This is a genomic window from Enterobacter sp. BNK-22 (assembly GCF_048684805.1).
GTDB lineage: Bacteria > Pseudomonadota > Gammaproteobacteria > Enterobacterales > Enterobacteriaceae > Enterobacter > Enterobacter quasiroggenkampii.
The window spans coordinates 4,155,472-4,173,311 of the sequence record NZ_JBLQTT010000001.1; the positions used below are offsets into that span (position 1 = coordinate 4,155,472).

A 17,840-nucleotide genomic window follows, 5' to 3' on the forward strand; every position below is an offset into this window, starting at 1 on the left:
ATACCTGAGGGTGACAGCGGCGCGCAAACCCTCTATACTGCGCGCCGAAGCTGACCAGACAGTCGCCGCTTCGTCGTCGTCCCTTTCGGGGGAGACGGGCGGAGGGGAGGAAAGTCCGGGCTCCATAGGGCAGGGTGCCAGGTAACGCCTGGGGGGGAAACCCACGACCAGTGCAACAGAGAGCAAACCGCCGATGGCCCGCGCAAGTGGGATCAGGTAAGGGTGAAAGGGTGCGGTAAGAGCGCACCGCGCGGCTGGTAACAGTCCGTGGCACGGTAAACTCCACCCGGAGCAAGGCCAAATAGGGGTTCACATGGTACGGCCCGTACTGAACCCGGGTAGGCTGCTTGAGCCAGTGAGCGATTGCTGGCCTAGATGAATGACTGTCCACGACAGAACCCGGCTTATCGGTCAGCTTCAACTTCTTCTAAAACAATTCGTTGGTGTGTCTCAGGCTTTCTAAGGCAAAACTGTGACACAGACTGTGATACAAACGAGGCACACCAACGGCTGTTCCATCCCGACTATCCAGAAACCTGGCAACCGCGACAGCCTTCATTTCTGACTACCTTCAGGTGGTTTTTTCGTATGTCTCTGGATTGCGATTCATGTTTATTCCCTGTCAATATTTGATCTACAGACCACCCTGGCTCACTAAAATGTATGAGAAAAATAAATGAATCGTTAATAAATACAGTTTACCCCTAATTAATTTCTGAAAATGAAGAGGGGCTATTGCTACAGGATGATAAGAGCGCTTAACTCAACGCCTAATTTACCCATCGGTATTCAGTTGAGCATGAACCAAAAAAACAAACTAAAAAAACTGATTAAATATCATAGAAATATGCTGAAAAATCGCCGATACCAGCCTGATTTGGCAGGTGCAGACCTGCGGTTTATGGATCTCAGGGGGCTCTATTTATGCAATATTGATTTATCGGGATGCGATATTTCGTTTTGTGATCTTCGTGGAGCCGATTTCTCCTGTGCTAATCTTGCAGGCGCTAATCTTAGCTACTGTAAAACGGAAGGTACTATTTTTAGTCATGCTGATTGTACTTGCGTGGATTTTACTGGAAGCGATATCCATAATGCCTGCTTCAACGATCGCACCGGGCCATTGACGGAACATGAGAAAATTGAAAGTGACATGCCACTATCCCGACCACTCATCTCCATCTATATGCCAACCTGGAACCGCCAGACATTGGCGATCAGAGCCATACAATCGGTGCTGAATCAAGACTATGTGCACTGGGAACTCATTATCATTGATGATTTCTCATCGTCATTTGACCAGCTCTTGACGTATATCACTGAACTGAATGACCCGCGCATTACCTATATTCGCAATGAATTTAACTCTGGCGCTTGTGCAGTTCGAAATCAGGCTATACGGATGGCCCGGGGTGATCTTATTACGGGTCTGGACGATGATGATGAATGGCTGCCGACACGCCTGTCCTCCTTTCTTACCTGTCAACATCAACTTCAGTTGCACAGTTTTTTATACGCAAATGATTATCTCTGTGACGGTACCGGATATCATCACCCTGATGAGTTGCAGGTATATCCGAAACCGGCTTATAAAAAAAGCCTGTTTGATAAAAGGAATATTATAGGCAACCAAATGCTGACCTTAACCAGTAGAATGCAACAGATCCTGTTCGACGACGCCTTGCCTGCGGCTCAGGATTATGATGCGTTTTATCGGCTTGCAGAAACCTTCGGTGAACCTTTCAAACTGGATGACATCACCCAGGTGCTTTATGTCAATCACGGCGACGTCCGCATCACCTGCTCAGGACGAAAATTTTCAGGTTATCTACGTTTTTACCGGAAACACAAAGCCAAATTAGACGTACCGAGTAAAAAATATCAGCTCTTCACTCTTTACTACATTCGCAACAAAAAAATGCGCCCGCAAACCCTGATGAAATTGATGACGCTACGCAATCTGAAACGCTATCTGATGATGTATACCCGCTTCCGGAACAAAAAGTTCTAAGGCCTACAAACGACAAGAGTCGTGGTGGTGTTCAGAATGAGTAGATGGATACGGAAATCTTAGCGACGATGGGCTGGGTAAGTCGCCGGGAATCACCCCGGCAGACAACCACGACGAACGGGTAAGCGCAGCGCCACCCAGCAACCACACAAACGACATCAATTCTCATATTTGCGACATTAAGCACATTTCACTGTTTTTCCCTTATCAATTCCAACCCGGCATCTGCATACGATCAACATCACAAAATTTAAATCCAAAAAACCGACGATCTGTAGTATTGATAATTTGTTATGATTGTTAGCTTAATGATCGCAAATCTTTTCTCGTTTGATATGCACATATTGAAATCAAATACATTTCTCCCATGAATATGTGACGTATTCCACTCTTTTTCTGAAGTCTGAAAATTCACGCCGTAAAAAATTGATAAATTGAAAGAATGTTTCAAACAAATAACGGTTATTTATTGGCCTTTAATTGCCTGAAATATCGTCTTTATTGATTTTTTAAGAACGGTGAAATTTATCCGGGTTATCGCCATAAAATAAATTTATTACCGCTATTTTTGTTGATCAATATCAGCGTTGTAGCGTATTTTTATGTTTCTATTTTGTTGATTTTTAAGGTTTTTAATGGGTTGTTGAGAGGTAGGTTAAAAGGGCTGGAAAGCAAATTGTGAGTAACAGCACATACCCCTTTAAACATTATTGAGTAGAATTCACCCCGTCATAGGGAAATAAGCGCAGAATATTATGAACACTATTATTCTACCGAAAACACAGCACCTCGTGGTATTTCAGGAAGTCATTAAAAGTGGCTCCATAGGTTCTGCAGCAAGGCAGCTGGGCCTGACGCAACCCGCCGTCAGCAAAATTATCAGCGATATTGAGTCCTACTTCGGCGTGGAAGTGATGGTGCGCAAAAACACCGGCGTGAAACTGACCGCCGCGGGCCAGGTTCTGCTCTCGTACTCAGAGTCGATCACCCGCGAAATGAAAAACATGGTGAGCGAAATCAACAGCCTGAGCTTCAGCACCGTTATGGATGTCTCCTTTGGCTACCCGTCACTGATCGGCTTTACCTTCCTGTCCGGGATGATCAAAAAATTTAAGGAAGTGTTCCCGAAAGCGCGCGTCTCAATGTATGAAGCCCAGCTCTCCTCTTTCCTCCCGGCCATTCGCGACGGCCGTCTGGATTTTGCCATCGGCACGCTGAGCGACGAAATGCTGCTGCAGGATCTCCACGTCGAACCGCTGTTTGAGTCCGAGTTTGTGCTGGTCGCCAGCAAAACGCGAACGTGCACCGGCCCGACGACACTGGCATCGCTCACGCACGAGCAGTGGGTGATGCCGCAAACCGATATGGGCTACTACAAAGAATCCTGACTACTCTGCAAGACAACCACATCAGCATCGAAAACATTGTCCAGACCGATTCGGTCGTCACCATTTATAACCTTGTCCTGAATGCCGATTATCTGACGGTGATTCCCCGCGACATGATCGCCCCATTCGGTTCGGATCAATTTATTGTGCTGCCTGTGGAAGATGAATTACCCGTGGCGCGTTATGCCGCCGTGTGGTCTAAAAATTACAGAATTAAAAAATCGGCGTCCGTATTAGTTGAGCTGGCAAAACAATATTCGTCGATGAATGTCGAAAGACGACGATAAATAATAAGTTTCTATTTTAAAAATACCCAGAGCTTAACGCATTAACGCTCTGACACCCTGACTTTGCCTGAAAAGAATGAATTATTATAACGAGGATATTATGCATATTACTTACGATCTCCCGGTAACCATTGAAGATATTCAGGATGCCAGAAAACGCCTGGCAGGCAAGATATATAAAACCGGTATGCCACGCTCGAATTATCTCAGCGAACGTTGTAAGGGCGAAATATTCCTGAAGTTTGAGAACATGCAGCGTACCGGCTCGTTCAAAATTCGCGGCGCGTTTAATAAATTAAGCTCGCTGACCGATGCTGAAAAACGCAAAGGCGTGGTCGCCTGCTCAGCGGGAAACCACGCGCAGGGGGTTTCCCTTTCCTGCGCCATGCTCGGCATCGATGGCAAAGTGGTGATGCCAATGGGCGCACCAAAATCCAAGGTGGCCGCGACGCGCGACTACTCGGCGGAAGTGGTGCTGCACGGTGAGAACTTTAACGACACCATCGCCAAAGTCAGCGAAATCGTCGAGATGGAAGGGCGCATTTTTATCCCGCCTTACGATGACGCCAAAGTGATTGCCGGTCAGGGTACCATCGGCCTGGAAATTCTCGAAGATTTATACGACGTGGATAACGTCATTGTCCCCATTGGCGGCGGCGGTTTAATTGCCGGTATTGCAACGGCGATTAAATCCATCAACCCGACCATTAATATTATCGGCGTACAGTCTGATAACGTGCACGGAATGGCAGCCTCCTGGCAGGCAGGAGAAATAACCAACCATCGCATCACCGGCACGTTAGCCGACGGCTGCGACGTCTCTCGCCCCGGCAAATTAACCTTCGAAATCGTTCGTGAACTGGTCGATGACATTGTGCTGGTGAGCGAAGACGATATTCGCAACAGCATGATTGCCCTTATTCAGCGAAATAAAGTAGTGACGGAAGGCGCTGGCGCACTGGCCTGCGCGGCGTTATTAAGCGGCAAACTGGACCACTATATTCAGGGCCGAAAAACCGTCTGCATTATTTCCGGCGGCAATATCGATCTCTCCCGTGTTTCCCAAATTACCGGCTTCGTTGACGCATAAAGGTGACCTATGAGCAACACAGAAAGCATTATCGTTGGCCAGACAAAAACGTCCTCCTGGCGTAAGTCTGATACCACCTGGACGCTTGGCCTGTTTGGTACCGCCATTGGCGCAGGCGTGCTGTTCTTCCCCATTCGCGCAGGCTTTGGCGGATTAATCCCTATCCTGCTGATGCTGGTTCTCGCGTTCCCGATTGCGTTTTACTGCCACCGCGCGCTGGCGCGCCTCTGCCTGTCCGGCAGCAACGTCTCCGGCAACATCACCGAAACGGTGGAAGAGCATTTCGGTAAAACCGGCGGGGTGGTGATCACGTTCCTCTACTTCTTTGCCATTTGCCCGCTGCTGTGGATTTACGGCGTCACCATTACTAACACCTTCATGACCTTCTGGGAAAACCAGCTCCAGCTGCCTGCGCTGAACCGCGGCGTGGTGGCGCTGTTCCTGCTGCTGCTGATGGCTTTTGTTATCTGGTTCGGTAAGGACCTGATGGTGAAGGTGATGAGCTACCTGGTATTCCCGTTTATTGCCAGTCTGGTACTGATTTCGCTGTCGCTGATCCCTTACTGGAACTCCGCAGTGATCGACCAGGTCAACCTGAGCGATATCGCCTTCACCGGCCATGACGGCATCCTGGTCACGGTGTGGCTGGGGATCTCCATCATGGTCTTCTCCTTTAACTTCTCGCCTATCGTCTCCTCGTTTGTGGTTTCCAAGCGCGAAGAGTACGAGCCGGAGTTCGGTAAAGAATTCACCGAGCAGAAATGTTCCAAAATCATCGGTCGCGCCAGCATGCTGATGGTCGCCGTGGTGATGTTCTTCGCCTTTAGCTGCCTGTTTACGCTCTCTCCGCAGAACATGGCGGATGCCAAAGCGCAGAACATCCCGGTGCTCTCTTACCTGGCGAACCACTTTGCCTCCATGTCCGGCACCAAATCGACGTTTGCGACGGTACTGGAATACGGCGCTTCCATTATTGCCCTGGTCGCTATCTTCAAATCCTTCTTTGGCCACTACCTGGGCACGCTGGAAGGGCTGAATGGCCTGATCCTCAAGTTCGGCTACAAAGGCGATAAGAAGAAGGTCTCTGTCGGCAAACTGAACACCATCAGCATGGTTTTCATCATGGGCTCCACCTGGATTGTGGCGTACGCCAACCCGAATATTCTCGACCTTATCGAAGCCATGGGCGCGCCAATTATCGCCTCTCTGCTGTGCCTGCTGCCGATGTACGCCATCCGCAAAGCGCCAGCCATGGCGAAATATAAGGGCAAACCCGAGAACATCTTCGTCACGGTTGTGGGCCTGCTGACCATTCTGAATATCGTTTACAAACTGTTCTAAACCATTGCTCAGGAAGAGCGGAGTCACATGATGATTGAGTTTCCGGTTGTACTGGTAATTAACTGCGGTTCGTCCTCTGTTAAGTTTTCGGTGCTCGACGCCAGCAGTTGCGACGCCCTGATGACGGGCATTGCTGACGGCATCAACACTGAAAAGGCCTTTATTTCCGTGAACGGGGGTGAGCCAGCCAGACTGGCTCACCAGGACTACGAAGGGGCGCTGGCTGCCATCGCCCTGGAGCTGGAGAAGCGTGACCTGATGAGCAGCGTGGCCTTAATTGGCCACCGCATTGCGCACGGCGGCGACCTCTTCAGCGAGTCGACCCTGATTACGGAAGAGGTGATTGAGCAGATCCGCCAGGTCTCTCCGCTGGCGCCGCTGCATAACTACGCCAACCTGAGCGGCGTGGAAGCCGCAGAGCGTCTGTTCCCGGGCGTGCAGCAGGTCGCGGTATTTGATACCAGCTTCCACCAGACGCTGCCGCCGCAGGCGTATCTGTACGGTTTGCCGTACCGCTATTTTGAAGCGCTGGGCGTGCGCCGCTACGGTTTCCACGGCACCTCTCACCGCTATGTGGCCGCGCAGGCACATACGCTTCTCGGGCTGTCCCCCGATGACAGCGGCCTGGTGATCGCCCATCTCGGCAACGGGGCGTCCATCTGCGCGGTGCGCAACGGCCAAAGCGTGGATACATCCATGGGGATGACCCCCCTGGAAGGATTGATGATGGGTACGCGCTGCGGCGACGTGGATTTTGGCGCGATGGCGTGGATTGCTCAGCAGACCGGTCAGTCGTTTGAGGATCTGGAGCGCGTGGTCAACAAAGAGTCCGGGTTGCTGGGGATCTCCGGCATCTCTTCAGACCTGCGGGCGCTGGAGAAAGCCTGGCATGAAGGCAACGAGCGGGCTGTGCTTGCGATCCAGACCTTCGTTCACCGCATTGCGCGACACATTGCCGGGCACGCGGCGTCGCTGCACCGCCTGGATGCGGTGGTCTTTACCGGCGGCATCGGCGAAAACTCAACGCTGATTCGCGCCCTGGTGGCTGAACGCCTGAAGGTGTTTGGCGTCATCCTCGACGACGCCAAAAACTCCCTGCCGGGCAGCGCGGGTGAGCGCGTCATCAGCACCGATTCGTCCCGCGTGGCCTGCGCGGTGATCCCTACCAACGAAGAAAAAATGATCGCGCTGGACGCCCTCCGTCTTGGGAAGGTTACCCCGGCTGCGGCTTACGCCTGATAAAGCGAGAAACACATGAACGTAACAATCGATACGGGCGTCGCCCCCTACAGCGACGCATGGGCCGGGTTTCGCGGTGAAGAATGGAAAAACGCCGTCAACGTGCGCGATTTTATTCAGCATAACTACACCCCTTATGAAGGCGATGAAGCTTTCCTCGCGCAGGCGACGCCAGCAACGACGGCGCTGTGGCAGAAGGTGATGGTCGGCATTCGTCAGGAGAATGCCACCCACGCCCCGGTGGATTTTGACACCAACATTGCCACCACCATTACGGCCCACGGGCCGGGCTATATTGACCAGGATCTGGAGACGATCGTCGGCCTGCAAACCGACAAGCCGCTCAAGCGCGCCCTGCATCCGTACGGCGGGATCAACATGATCCGCAGCTCGTTTGAGGCTTACGGGCGGGAGATGGATCCGCAGTTTGAATATCTCTTTACCGAGCTGCGCAAAACCCACAACCAGGGGGTGTTTGACGTCTATTCACCGGAGATGATGCGCTGCCGTAAATCCGGCGTGCTGACCGGTTTGCCGGACGGCTACGGGCGCGGGCGCATCATCGGCGACTATCGCCGCGTGGCGCTGTACGGGATCGCTTATCTGGTACGCGAGCGTGAACTTCAGTTCGCCGATCTGCAGGGCAGGCTGGAGCGCGGCGAAGATCTGGAGGCGACGATCCGCCTGCGCGAAGAGCTTGCAGAGCACAAGCGCGCGCTGCTGCAGATCCAGCAGATGGCGGCGAACTATGGCTTTGATATCTCACGCCCGGCGATGAACGCCCAGGAAGCGGTGCAGTGGCTCTATTTTGCCTACCTGGCGGCGGTGAAATCCCAGAACGGCGGAGCCATGTCGCTGGGGCGCACGGCCTCGTTCCTCGATATCTACATCGAACGCGACATGCAGGCGGGACGCCTGAATGAGGTGCATGCGCAGGAGCTGATCGACCACTTCATCATGAAGATCCGCATGGTGCGTTTCCTGCGCACGCCGGAATTCGACACGCTCTTCTCCGGCGATCCGATCTGGGCCACGGAAGTGATCGGCGGCATGGGGCTGGACGGCCGCACGCTGGTGACCAAAAACAGCTTCCGCTATCTGCACACGCTGCACACCATGGGACCCGCGCCGGAGCCGAACCTGACGATCCTCTGGTCAGAACAGCTGCCGATCGCGTTCAAGAAATACGCCGCGCAGGTGTCGATCGTTACTTCGTCGCTGCAGTATGAAAATGACGACCTGATGCGTGCCGACTTCAACAGTGATGACTACGCGATTGCCTGCTGCGTCAGCCCGATGGTGATCGGCAAGCAGATGCAGTTCTTTGGCGCGCGCGCCAACCTCGCCAAAACGCTGCTGTACGCGATCAACGGTGGGGTGGACGAGAAGCTGAAGATCCAGGTCGGCCCGAAAACCGAGCCGCTGCTGGACGACGTGCTGGATTACGACACCGTGATGGCGAGCCTCGATCACTTTATGGACTGGCTGGCGGTGCAGTACATCAGCGCGCTGAATCTCATTCACTACATGCATGATAAGTACAGCTACGAAGCCTCTCTGATGGCGCTACACGACCGGGACGTTTACCGTACCATGGCCTGCGGCATTGCCGGGTTGTCGGTAGCGGCGGACTCCCTGTCCGCCATTAAATACGCCACGGTGAAACCAGTGCGCGACCATACCGGTCTGGCGGTTGATTTCGTGATAGAAGGGGACTATCCGCAGTACGGCAACAACGACGATCGCGTGGACAGCATCGCCTGCGATCTGGTGGAGCGCTTTATGAAGAAAATTCAGGCGCTGCCAACCTACCGCAATGCGGTACCGACTCAGTCGATCCTGACCATCACTTCCAACGTGGTTTACGGGCAGAAGACCGGGAACACACCGGACGGACGACGCGGCGGCACGCCGTTTGCCCCAGGCGCGAACCCAATGCACGGCCGCGACAGAAAAGGGGCGGTGGCTTCGTTAACGTCGGTCGCCAAGCTGCCGTTCACCTATGCCAAAGACGGGATCTCTTACACCTTCTCCATCGTGCCGCAGGCGCTGGGCAAAGACGAGCTGGTGCGCAAAACCAACCTGGTAGGGCTGCTGGACGGGTACTTCCATCACGAAGCATCTATTGAGGGCGGGCAGCACCTGAACGTTAACGTGATGAACCGGGAGATGCTCCTCGATGCCATTGCGCATCCCAGAACTACCCGAACCTGACGATCCGCGTTTCGGGCTATGCGGTGCGGTTTAATGCGCTGACGCGCGAGCAGCAACAGGATGTGATTTCGCGAACGTTTACACAGGCAATCTGACGTAAACCCCTTCTCATGCCCCTCACTGCGGGGGGCATTTTTTTGCCCGCTAAACATACAAAATTGTTTATATAATTACTCACACATATTCATCCGCTCTTGAAAAACAATACGCCTGCTTTCCCCTATAACAGAATGTAAGGACAGTAAGATGATGAAAATGACCCGTATTGCGTTGGCCGCCGCCGCGCTGGCCGTGTGCAGTTTTACGGCACAGGCCGCTAACGTTGAGGCTGCTCCGTCTCCATCGCAGGACCCGCTGGTTCAGCACCTGAAGCTCAGCAATGAGCAGGTTAAGAAGATTGAAGATCTTCATAAGCAGCTGGAACAAAATGTCAGCAAGATCCCAATGACGGGCGTGAAGGACGGCGCGCTGATCGACATGTTCCAGGCGGGTAAATGGGACGAAAGCACGGTGAAAAGCCAGCTTAGTGCATTCAGCAAAATTGAAGAGCAGACCCGCTATTACCGCGTGAAATATTACTTCGACGTCAGCCAGGTGTTAACACCGGAACAGCGCAAACAGATTAGAACGGATATGGCTAACGCGCTGGCTAACTGATTTCCTGCCCGCGCACCGCGCGGGTTTTTATTTCTTGATCGGCGTCACTTTTAGAAAAATACCGTCTATCAAACCAGTAAAAAAGCAAATTTTCCTCTATCACTCGAAAATCCTCATAAAAGTTGTGACTTTTTTCTCCCTCGCTCCGGTTAAGATTTTCTCACACCAATAACAAGCACCTGCTGCCATCTGAATCGCAATCGCTGGCGATCGGAACCCTATAAAAACAACTGTTTACCCTACAAAATAAGCGAGTGCCCCATGGATACGGCAACAAACAGCAGTGTCATTGTGAATGATTCCCCCGCGGCAAGGCGGGCGGGAATGAGTGAAAGCGAGTGGCGAGAGGCGATTAAATTCGATAGCACCGACACGGGTTGGGTCATCATGAGTATTGGGATGGCTATCGGCGCGGGGATTGTTTTTCTCCCCGTGCAGGTCGGATTAATGGGGCTGTGGGTATTTTTGCTCTCCTCCATTGTTGGTTATCCCGCCATGTATTTATTCCAGCGGTTGTTTATTAACACGCTGGCGGAATCCCCGGAATGCAAAGACTACCCGAGCGTAATTAGCGGGTATTTGGGTAAAACTGGGGGATTTTATTAGGTGCGCTCTATTTCGTCATGCTGGTGATCTGGATGTTTGTCTATTCCACGGCCATTACCAACGACAGCGCCTCGTATTTGCATACCTTCGGCGTGACCGACGGTTTGCTCTCGGAAAATCCGTTCTACGGTTTATTTTTGATTTGCATTCTGGTCGCGATTTCTTCACGCGGTGAGAAGCTGCTGTTTAAAGTGTCCAGCCTGATGGTGCTTACCAAGCTGTTTGTCGTTGCGGCGCTGGGGCTGTCAATGATTGGCCTCTGGCATTTAGCCAACGTGGGCATGCTGCCGCCGCTGGGGCTGCTGATTAAAAACGCCATCATTACGCTGCCCTTTACCTTAACCTCCATTCTCTTTATTCAGACCCTGAGCCCGATGGTGATCTCGTACCGTTCACGTGAAAAATCGGTGGAGGTGGCGCGTCATAAGGCACTGCGGGCGATGAACATTGCTTTTGGCATCCTGTTTGTGACGGTCTTCTTCTACGCCGTCTCCTTCACCCTGGCGATGGGGCACGATGAGGCGGTCAAAGCCTACGAGCAGAATATCTCTGCCCTGGCGATTGCGGCGCAGTTCATCAGCGGCGACGGCGCGGGCTGGGTCAAAATCGTCAGCGTGATCCTCAATATCTTCGCCGTGATGACTGCGTTCTTCGGCGTTTACCTCGGCTTCCGCGAGGCTACGCAGGGTATCGTCATGAACATCCTGCGCCGCAAAATGCCGGCAGAAAGAATCAATGAAAACGCCGTCCAGCGCGGGATTATGCTGTTCGCCATTCTGCTGGCCTGGAGCGCGATAGTCCTGAACGCGCCGGTGTTGAGCTTCACCTCCATTTGCAGCCCCATCTTCGGCATGGTGGGCTGCCTGATCCCGGCATGGCTGGTCTACAAGGTACCGGCGCTGCATAAATATAAAGGCGTATCGCTGGTGATAATCATCATCACCGGACTGCTGCTTTGTGTTTCCCCTTTCCTCGCATTCTCCTGAGGGTAATTAAGGTCGTAACGATGTCTGAGCAAACTCATCCTTTATGGAATCAATTTATTCGCGCGGTGCAGGAAGAAGTGAAGCCTGCCCTTGGGTGTACCGAACCCGTCTCTCTGGCACTGGCCTGTGCGATTGCCGCAGACCTTCTGCCGGGGGAGGTCACACGGATTGAGGCGTGGGTCTCGCCGAACCTAATGAAAAACGGACTGGGCGTGACGGTGCCGGGTACCGGCATGGTCGGGTTACCGATTGCGGCGGCGCTGGGCGCGATTGGCGGTAATGCGCACGCCGGACTGGAGGTGTTGAAAGATGCCACAGCCGATGCACTGGTCCGCGCCAAAGCCCTGCTTGAGGCAGGGCACGTGCAGGTAAAACTGCAGCAGCCGTGTGATGAGATCCTCTATTCCCGCGCCTGCGTTTATGCCGGGGATATCTCGGCGATGGTGACCATCGCGGGCGGGCATACCCGGGTGGTGGAAGTGGTTTGCCAGGGGGAAACGCGCTTTACGCTGGATAAGCCAGTAGCCGAGACAGATGGCGATCCGCTGGCGGTACTGTCGCACGCTACGCTGTCGCAGATCCTGGAATTTGTCGAGCAGGTGCCGTTTGAAGCCATTCGCTTCATTCTGGAAGCAGGACAACTGAACGATGCGCTCTCCCGGGAAGGGCTCAGTGGGAAGTGGGGGCTGCATATTGGCGCAACGCTTGATAAGCAGCGCTCGCGCGGATGGCTGGCGCAGGATCTGGGTTCAGACATTGTTATTCGCACCAGTGCCGCCTCGGATGCCCGGATGGGGGGCGCGACGCTGCCAGCGATGAGCAATTCGGGCTCCGGTAATCAGGGGATCACCGCCACCATGCCCGTCGTTGTTGTGGCTGAGCATCTTCAGGCCGGTGACGAACGGCTGGCGCGGGCGCTGATGCTGTCGCATCTGTCGGCGATCTATATCCATTATCAGCTTCCACGCCTCTCCGCACTGTGTGCGGCGACAACGGCGGCGATGGGCGCTGCGGCGGGAATGGCGTGGCTGATGGGTGGCTGTTACCAGACCATCGCGATGGCGATCGGCAGTATGATCGGCGACGTCAGCGGGATGATTTGCGACGGCGCGTCAAACAGCTGCGCCATGAAGGTCTCTACCAGCGTCAGTAGCGCCTGGAAAGCGGTGATGATGGCGCTGGATGAGTCGGGCGTGACGGGCAACGAGGGGATTGTCGCGCACGATGTGGAGCAGTCGATCGCCAACCTGTGCGCGCTGGCGTGCCGCTCGATGCAGGCAACGGACCGGCAGATTATTGAGATAATGGCGAGTAAGGTGTCGTGATTTAATCCAACCCGTTACCCCTCACCCTAACCCTCTCCCACAGGGAGAGGGAACCGATCGAGCGAGGGAGCGTGTTTATCTTAAACCGGCAAATCAATCAGCAGCGCGCGCAGTGGCGTATCCGCCACCAGGGTGATATTCGCTTCATCACGAATAAACGCCCCGTCGCCGCAGGTGAGGGCTTCTTTCTCTTCCGTGTGCGTCACCGCATGCACCGTACCGTGAATGGACTGCAGATAGGCGCGCGGACCATGAAGCTGGAAGCTTGCCTGTTCACCTTTTTTCAGCTCGATATGATGCAGCCACACCTGCTGACGCAGCTGCAGGCTCCCTTTGCTGCCATCCGGCGATGCAATCAACTGCTGCTTATCGCCCGTTAAATCTAACTTCTGTACCAGCGGATTTTCACGCTCAGGGCAGGCGTCGAGCCACAGCTGCATGCGCGTCAGCGTTTTGTCTTTGCTGAGGTTATGCTCGCTGTAGCTGATGCCCGGCTGCGTGGAAATTAACAACGCTTCGCCAGCCTTTGCCTGGACATGATTGCCCTCGCTATCGCGGTATTCTGCCTCGCCTTCCAGGATCAGGTTCAGGATATCGACTTTCGGGTACGTACGCGGCTGGAAGGAGGCACCCGGGGCGAGCACTTCCTGGTTCAACACGCGCAGTGAAGCGTAACCGAGGAGTTTAGGGTCAAAGTAGTGTCCAAAGGAAAAGGTGTAGCGGGCCTGCAGCCAACCGAAATCGGCTTGTCCGCACTGTTTAGCTGTTCTTGTCGTAATCATAAACTTGACCTCTCTTTACACTAAAACAATGGTAAAGGTATGGACGCTTCATTGTTAGCCAGATATTCTGCCTGGTATGTTCAAATTTCCTGAATGAGAACGAGATGGCTAAAGAGAGAGCATTGACGCTTGAGGCGCTTCGCGTCATGGACGCGATTGACCGGCGCGGCAGTTTTGCGGCGGCGGCCGATGAACTGGGGCGCGTTCCGTCTGCGCTGAGCTACACCATGCAGAAGCTGGAAGAAGAGCTGGACGTGGTGCTGTTTGACCGCTCCGGTCATCGAACAAAATTCACCAACGTGGGCCGAATGCTGCTGGAGCGCGGCCGCGTGCTGCTGGAAGCGGCGGATAAGCTGACGACAGACGCCGAAGCGCTCGCGCGCGGCTGGGAAACGCATCTGACGTTAGTTACCGAAGCGCTGGTCCCGACCGAAGCGCTGTTCCCGCTGGTGGATCGCCTGGCGGCGAAGGCCAATACGCAGTTGTCCATCATCACCGAGGTGCTGGCAGGGGCGTGGGAACGTCTGGAGACGGGCAGGGCAGATATCGTTATTGCGCCGGACATGCACTTCCGCTCATCGTCAGAAATCAACTCGCGCAAGCTCTACAGCGTCATGAACGTCTACGTTGCCGCCCCCAACCACCCGATTCACCAGGAGCCGGAGCCGCTCTCTGAAGTCACACGCGTGAAGTATCGCGGCGTGGCGGTCGCGGATACCGCGCGCGAGCGTCCGGTGCTGACGGTGCAGCTGCTGGATAAACAACCTCGTCTGACGGTGACCTCGCTGGAAGACAAACGGCAGGCGCTGCTGGCCGGTCTGGGCGTGGCGACGATGCCGTACCCGTTTGTGGAAAAAGATATTGCGGAAGGGCGGCTGCGGGTCGTGAGCCCGGAGTACACCAGCGAAGTGGATATCATTATGGCGTGGCGTCGCGACAGCATGGGCGAAGCCAAATCGTGGTGCCTGCGTGAAATTCCAAAGCTGTTTGCGCACCACAACAAATAAGCGTGTAGGCCCGGTAAGCGAAGCGCCACCGGGCTTTTTTTATGCGCCGATCTTAGGATCCGGACCAAAGCGGTTTTCGCCCGGCGTCCCACTCTGACAGTTGAAGATCAAAATCACGATCCAGCCCACGATCGGAATCAGCAGCAGCAGTAACCACCACGCCGAACGATCGGTATCGTGCAGCCGACGGAACAGTACCGCCCATGATGGCAGCAGGACTAACAGGCCATAGATGGTGGTCAGTACGCCTTCACCGCCAGCCCGCTCCCAGCCGAGAATTTTATCCACGATGCCCAGCACCATAATCAGGACGAAGTTCACCAGAACGAACATCCAGTACTCTTTGCGGCGGGCGCGGCCACCAAATCCAATGTAGTTGCGCAGTACTTTTAAATACCAGTCCATTTTCCTTGCCTCAATAATCGGTCAATCACTTGTTTTCTAAGCAATCAAAGTAAGGATAGATGGAGATTGTGAATTAAAAAAGGGCATCTGGTGATGCCCTTACTTTTTATCCAAAACGCACGTCGCGCCCGTGCGGTTCATCCAGGTCCTGCCAAGGGCCGATGGAGATAATACCCGTCGGGTTGATGGTCTTGTGGCTGCGGAAATAGTGGGTGCGAATATGGTCGAAGTCGACCGTCTCCGCGATGCCCGGCATCTGGTAGATGTCGCGCAGGAAACCATACAGGTTCAGGTAGTCGCTGATGCGGTGTTTATCGCACTTAAAATGGGTGACATAGACCGGATCAAAGCGAACCAGCGTGGTCCACAGGCGAATGTCCGCTTCCGTCAGGCGATCGCCCGTCAGGTAGCGATGCTGGCCCAGGATCTGTTCCAGGCGTTCCAGTGATTCAAACACCTTCCCGACCGCTTCGTCATACGCTTCCTGGCTGGTGGCAAAACCGGCCTTATAAACACCGTTGTTGACGTTGTCGTAAATCCAGCTGTTCAGCTCGTCAATCTTATCGCGCAGTTCAACCGGGTAGTAATCCCCGGCGCGGGCGCCGTGGGCATCAAATGCGGTATTGAACATGCGGATGATTTCCGCAGACTCATTGCTGACAATCGTCTGGTTTTTCTTGTCCCACAGCACCGGCACGGTCACGCGACCGGTGTAATGCGGATCGGCGCGCAGATAGAGCTGGTACAGGAAATCGTGGTGATAGAGTTCGTCGCCGGTTGCCGCAGGGAAATCACTGTCAAACGTCCAGCCGTTTTCCAGCATCAGCGGGTTGACGACGGAAACCGGAATGAAGGATTCGAGACCTTTCAGCTTGCGCACGATCAGCGTGCGGTGGGCCCACGGGCAGGCGAGGGAAACATAAAGATGATAACGATCTTTCTCAGCCGCGAAGCCGCCTTCGCCGCTAGGGCCCGGCGCACCGTCGGCGGTCAGCCAGTTACGGAAGGCCGAAACAGAGCGCTTAAAGCGGCCTCCGGTGGATTTGGTGTCATACCAGACATCCTGCCAGACGCCGTCTACGAGTTGTCCCATTTTTTCTCCTCCGTCAGATAGCAAAAGCGAGGAGATGTCTCCTCGCTTTGTGTTTATTCAGTATAGCGTGCTTACCATTTCTTATTCAGAACGCGGTCGATGCTGTATGCGCCCGGGCCAGTAACGGCCAGCAGAAGGAAGCCACCCGCGATGGTCAGGTTTTTCATGAACATCAGAGAGTTCACGCCTTCCGCAAAGTTGCTGTGGAAGATGAACGCCGTCAGCACGGTGAAGCCTGCAGTAAACAGCGCGGTGGTGCGGGTCAGGAAGCCGAACAGGACTGCCAGGCCGCCGCCGAACTCAAGAAGAATGGTCAGTGGCAACAGGAACCCCGGAACGCCCATGGCTTCCATATATTGCTGGGTGCCTGCATAACCGGTGATTTTTCCCCAACCTGCCACGATGAACAGAATTGGCATCAGAATACGCGCTACCAGTACACCAACATCTTCTAATTTTTTCATTTTACTCTCCAGGAAACCACATCAGCGGCTGAACGTTATTTGTCTGCAATTCCGGGTAGATACCGCGTCGTTGCTGTCGATGGAGAGCATCATAAACGTGACGGTGGGCGATTGTTAGCAAGGAAAACTGTCAATCTTCTTCAAAGATATTGAGTAAGGGAGGGGAGAGGATTTTGCCGGGAGGCGCTGCGCTTACCCGGCCTACGCGTGCAAGTAGGCCGGGTAAGGCGTAGCCGCCACCCGGCGAGAAGGCTACCGCAACTGCTGCTGACGAATCGTGGCTTTCACCAGACGCCAGGCGCTCCAGGCACCAAATCCACGGCGCGCCCAGCGGATCAGCATATTTGGATGACGAACCGTCCAGATAGCCATCACGCTGCTGCCGACCAGCGCCCATGAACGCAGGCTCAGGAAGGTGTTCCAGCCCCGGTCAAACCGTCGCGTCGCGTCAATCCAGTCGCGGCGGCTCGCCGACAGATCCAGCCGTTGCTGCTGGATCTGGCTTAGCAGGTACGCTTTTCGCTTTTGACGTTCGGCTTTACCGCTCACGGCTTGTCATCCTCCAGCAGGGCGCGATCGTTAGCCAGCTCCTGACGCGTATGACGCAGGAACGTGGATTTACGCGCTTTACGCAGCGTCCAGATACCGCCTATCAACGCGGCGACCAGCAGAACGACGGTGGTGGCAATCATCGCGTTAAGACGATACTGCGGGTCAATGGCCCAGATGATTAACACCATCAGGCTCATCAGACCAAACGCGGCGAAGAGCATGGTGAGTCCGAGCATCAGCAGCATCTGGAAGAGGTTGGCTTTCTCCTCTTCCAGCTCGACCACTGCCAGCCGGACGCGCGTTTCGGCAATCCCGACCAGCGTCGTTAAAATACGCTGGCCGATGCCGAGGACGTTGTTAGCAGGCCCTTGTGCGTGACGAGGATCTTCCATA

13 protein-coding genes, 1 other RNA gene and 4 pseudogenes are annotated in these 17,840 nt (G+C 54.3%); 12 read left to right on the forward strand and 6 right to left on the reverse strand.

Features of this window, described 5'->3' with window-relative positions; translation table 11 throughout:
- The first annotated feature begins 46 nt into the window (after positions 1-46).
- From rnpB to ACMGGE_RS19720, 11 genes and pseudogenes are all read left to right on the forward strand, one after another.
- Positions 47-423: RNase P RNA component class A (gene rnpB / locus ACMGGE_RS19670), an RNA gene on the forward strand.
- A 424-nt stretch (positions 424-847) separates the two neighbouring features.
- A pseudogene (locus ACMGGE_RS19675) lies at positions 848-1,099 on the forward strand (pentapeptide repeat-containing protein); the annotation flags it as partial.
- A gap of 54 nt (positions 1,100-1,153) precedes the next feature.
- Positions 1,154-2,011 (forward strand): colanic acid biosynthesis glycosyltransferase WcaA, encoded by an 858-nt coding sequence (gene wcaA / locus ACMGGE_RS19680; protein WP_223540597.1) that lies wholly within the window; start codon positions 1,154-1,156, stop codon positions 2,009-2,011.
- 755 nt (positions 2,012-2,766) lie between these two features.
- Positions 2,767-3,593, forward strand: a pseudogene (gene tdcA, locus ACMGGE_RS19685) (transcriptional regulator TdcA); the annotation flags it as partial.
- Between the two features lie 193 nt (positions 3,594-3,786).
- Positions 3,787-4,776: a bifunctional threonine ammonia-lyase/L-serine ammonia-lyase TdcB gene (gene tdcB / locus ACMGGE_RS19690; protein WP_420294066.1), complete on the forward strand. Its 990-nt coding sequence runs from the start codon at positions 3,787-3,789 to the stop codon at positions 4,774-4,776.
- A gap of 9 nt (positions 4,777-4,785) precedes the next feature.
- Positions 4,786-6,117 carry a threonine/serine transporter TdcC gene (tdcC, locus tag ACMGGE_RS19695; protein WP_420294067.1) on the forward strand — a complete coding sequence of 444 codons (1,332 nt, stop codon included), beginning with the start codon at positions 4,786-4,788 and terminating at the stop codon, positions 6,115-6,117.
- Positions 6,118-6,147: 30 nt separating this feature from the next.
- Positions 6,148-7,356: a propionate kinase gene (gene tdcD / locus ACMGGE_RS19700; protein ID WP_420294196.1), complete on the forward strand. Its 1,209-nt coding sequence runs from the start codon at positions 6,148-6,150 to the stop codon at positions 7,354-7,356.
- Between the two features lie 15 nt (positions 7,357-7,371).
- A pseudogene (gene pflB / locus ACMGGE_RS19705) lies at positions 7,372-9,665 on the forward strand (formate C-acetyltransferase).
- 151 nt (positions 9,666-9,816) lie between these two features.
- Positions 9,817-10,227 carry a Spy/CpxP family protein refolding chaperone gene (locus tag ACMGGE_RS19710; protein WP_023615576.1) on the forward strand — a complete coding sequence of 137 codons (411 nt, stop codon included), beginning with the start codon at positions 9,817-9,819 and terminating at the stop codon, positions 10,225-10,227.
- Positions 10,228-10,488: 261 nt separating this feature from the next.
- Positions 10,489-11,819: pseudogene (locus tag ACMGGE_RS19715) on the forward strand (hypothetical protein).
- 20 nt (positions 11,820-11,839) lie between these two features.
- Complete coding sequence (locus ACMGGE_RS19720) at positions 11,840-13,144, forward strand: serine dehydratase subunit alpha family protein (RefSeq protein WP_420294068.1); 1,305 nt, start codon at positions 11,840-11,842, stop codon at positions 13,142-13,144.
- Between the two features lie 80 nt (positions 13,145-13,224).
- On the opposite strand, the gene ACMGGE_RS19725 is transcribed toward ACMGGE_RS19720, so the two are convergent.
- Positions 13,225-13,926 (reverse strand): pirin family protein, encoded by a 702-nt coding sequence (locus ACMGGE_RS19725; protein ID WP_023309295.1) that lies wholly within the window; start codon positions 13,924-13,926, stop codon positions 13,225-13,227.
- 104 nt (positions 13,927-14,030) lie between these two features.
- Between ACMGGE_RS19725 and yhaJ the strand changes: the two genes are divergently transcribed.
- Complete coding sequence (gene yhaJ / locus ACMGGE_RS19730; protein WP_008503135.1) at positions 14,031-14,933, forward strand: DNA-binding transcriptional regulator YhaJ; 903 nt, start codon at positions 14,031-14,033, stop codon at positions 14,931-14,933.
- Positions 14,934-14,972: 39 nt separating this feature from the next.
- On the opposite strand, the gene ACMGGE_RS19735 is transcribed toward yhaJ, so the two are convergent.
- From ACMGGE_RS19735 to ACMGGE_RS19755, 5 genes are all read right to left on the reverse strand, one after another.
- Positions 14,973-15,338: a DUF805 domain-containing protein gene (locus ACMGGE_RS19735; protein ID WP_023615581.1), complete on the reverse strand. Its 366-nt coding sequence runs from the start codon at positions 15,336-15,338 to the stop codon at positions 14,973-14,975.
- Between the two features lie 106 nt (positions 15,339-15,444).
- Positions 15,445-16,431, reverse strand: coding sequence for a glutathione S-transferase family protein (locus ACMGGE_RS19740; protein WP_045910067.1), 987 nt, complete (start codon positions 16,429-16,431; stop codon positions 15,445-15,447).
- 71 nt (positions 16,432-16,502) lie between these two features.
- The gene (locus ACMGGE_RS19745; RefSeq protein ID WP_023309292.1) at positions 16,503-16,895 is read right to left on the reverse strand and encodes a DoxX family protein; all 393 of its coding nucleotides are present in this window, start codon (positions 16,893-16,895) and stop codon (positions 16,503-16,505) included.
- Positions 16,896-17,147: 252 nt separating this feature from the next.
- Positions 17,148-17,444: a YqjK-like family protein gene (locus ACMGGE_RS19750; RefSeq protein WP_008503139.1), complete on the reverse strand. Its 297-nt coding sequence runs from the start codon at positions 17,442-17,444 to the stop codon at positions 17,148-17,150.
- Positions 17,441-17,839 carry a phage holin family protein gene (locus ACMGGE_RS19755; protein ID WP_014885329.1) on the reverse strand — a complete coding sequence of 133 codons (399 nt, stop codon included), beginning with the start codon at positions 17,837-17,839 and terminating at the stop codon, positions 17,441-17,443. Before ACMGGE_RS19755 ends, ACMGGE_RS19750 begins: the two co-directional genes overlap by 4 nt.
- Position 17,840 lies beyond the last annotated feature (1 nt).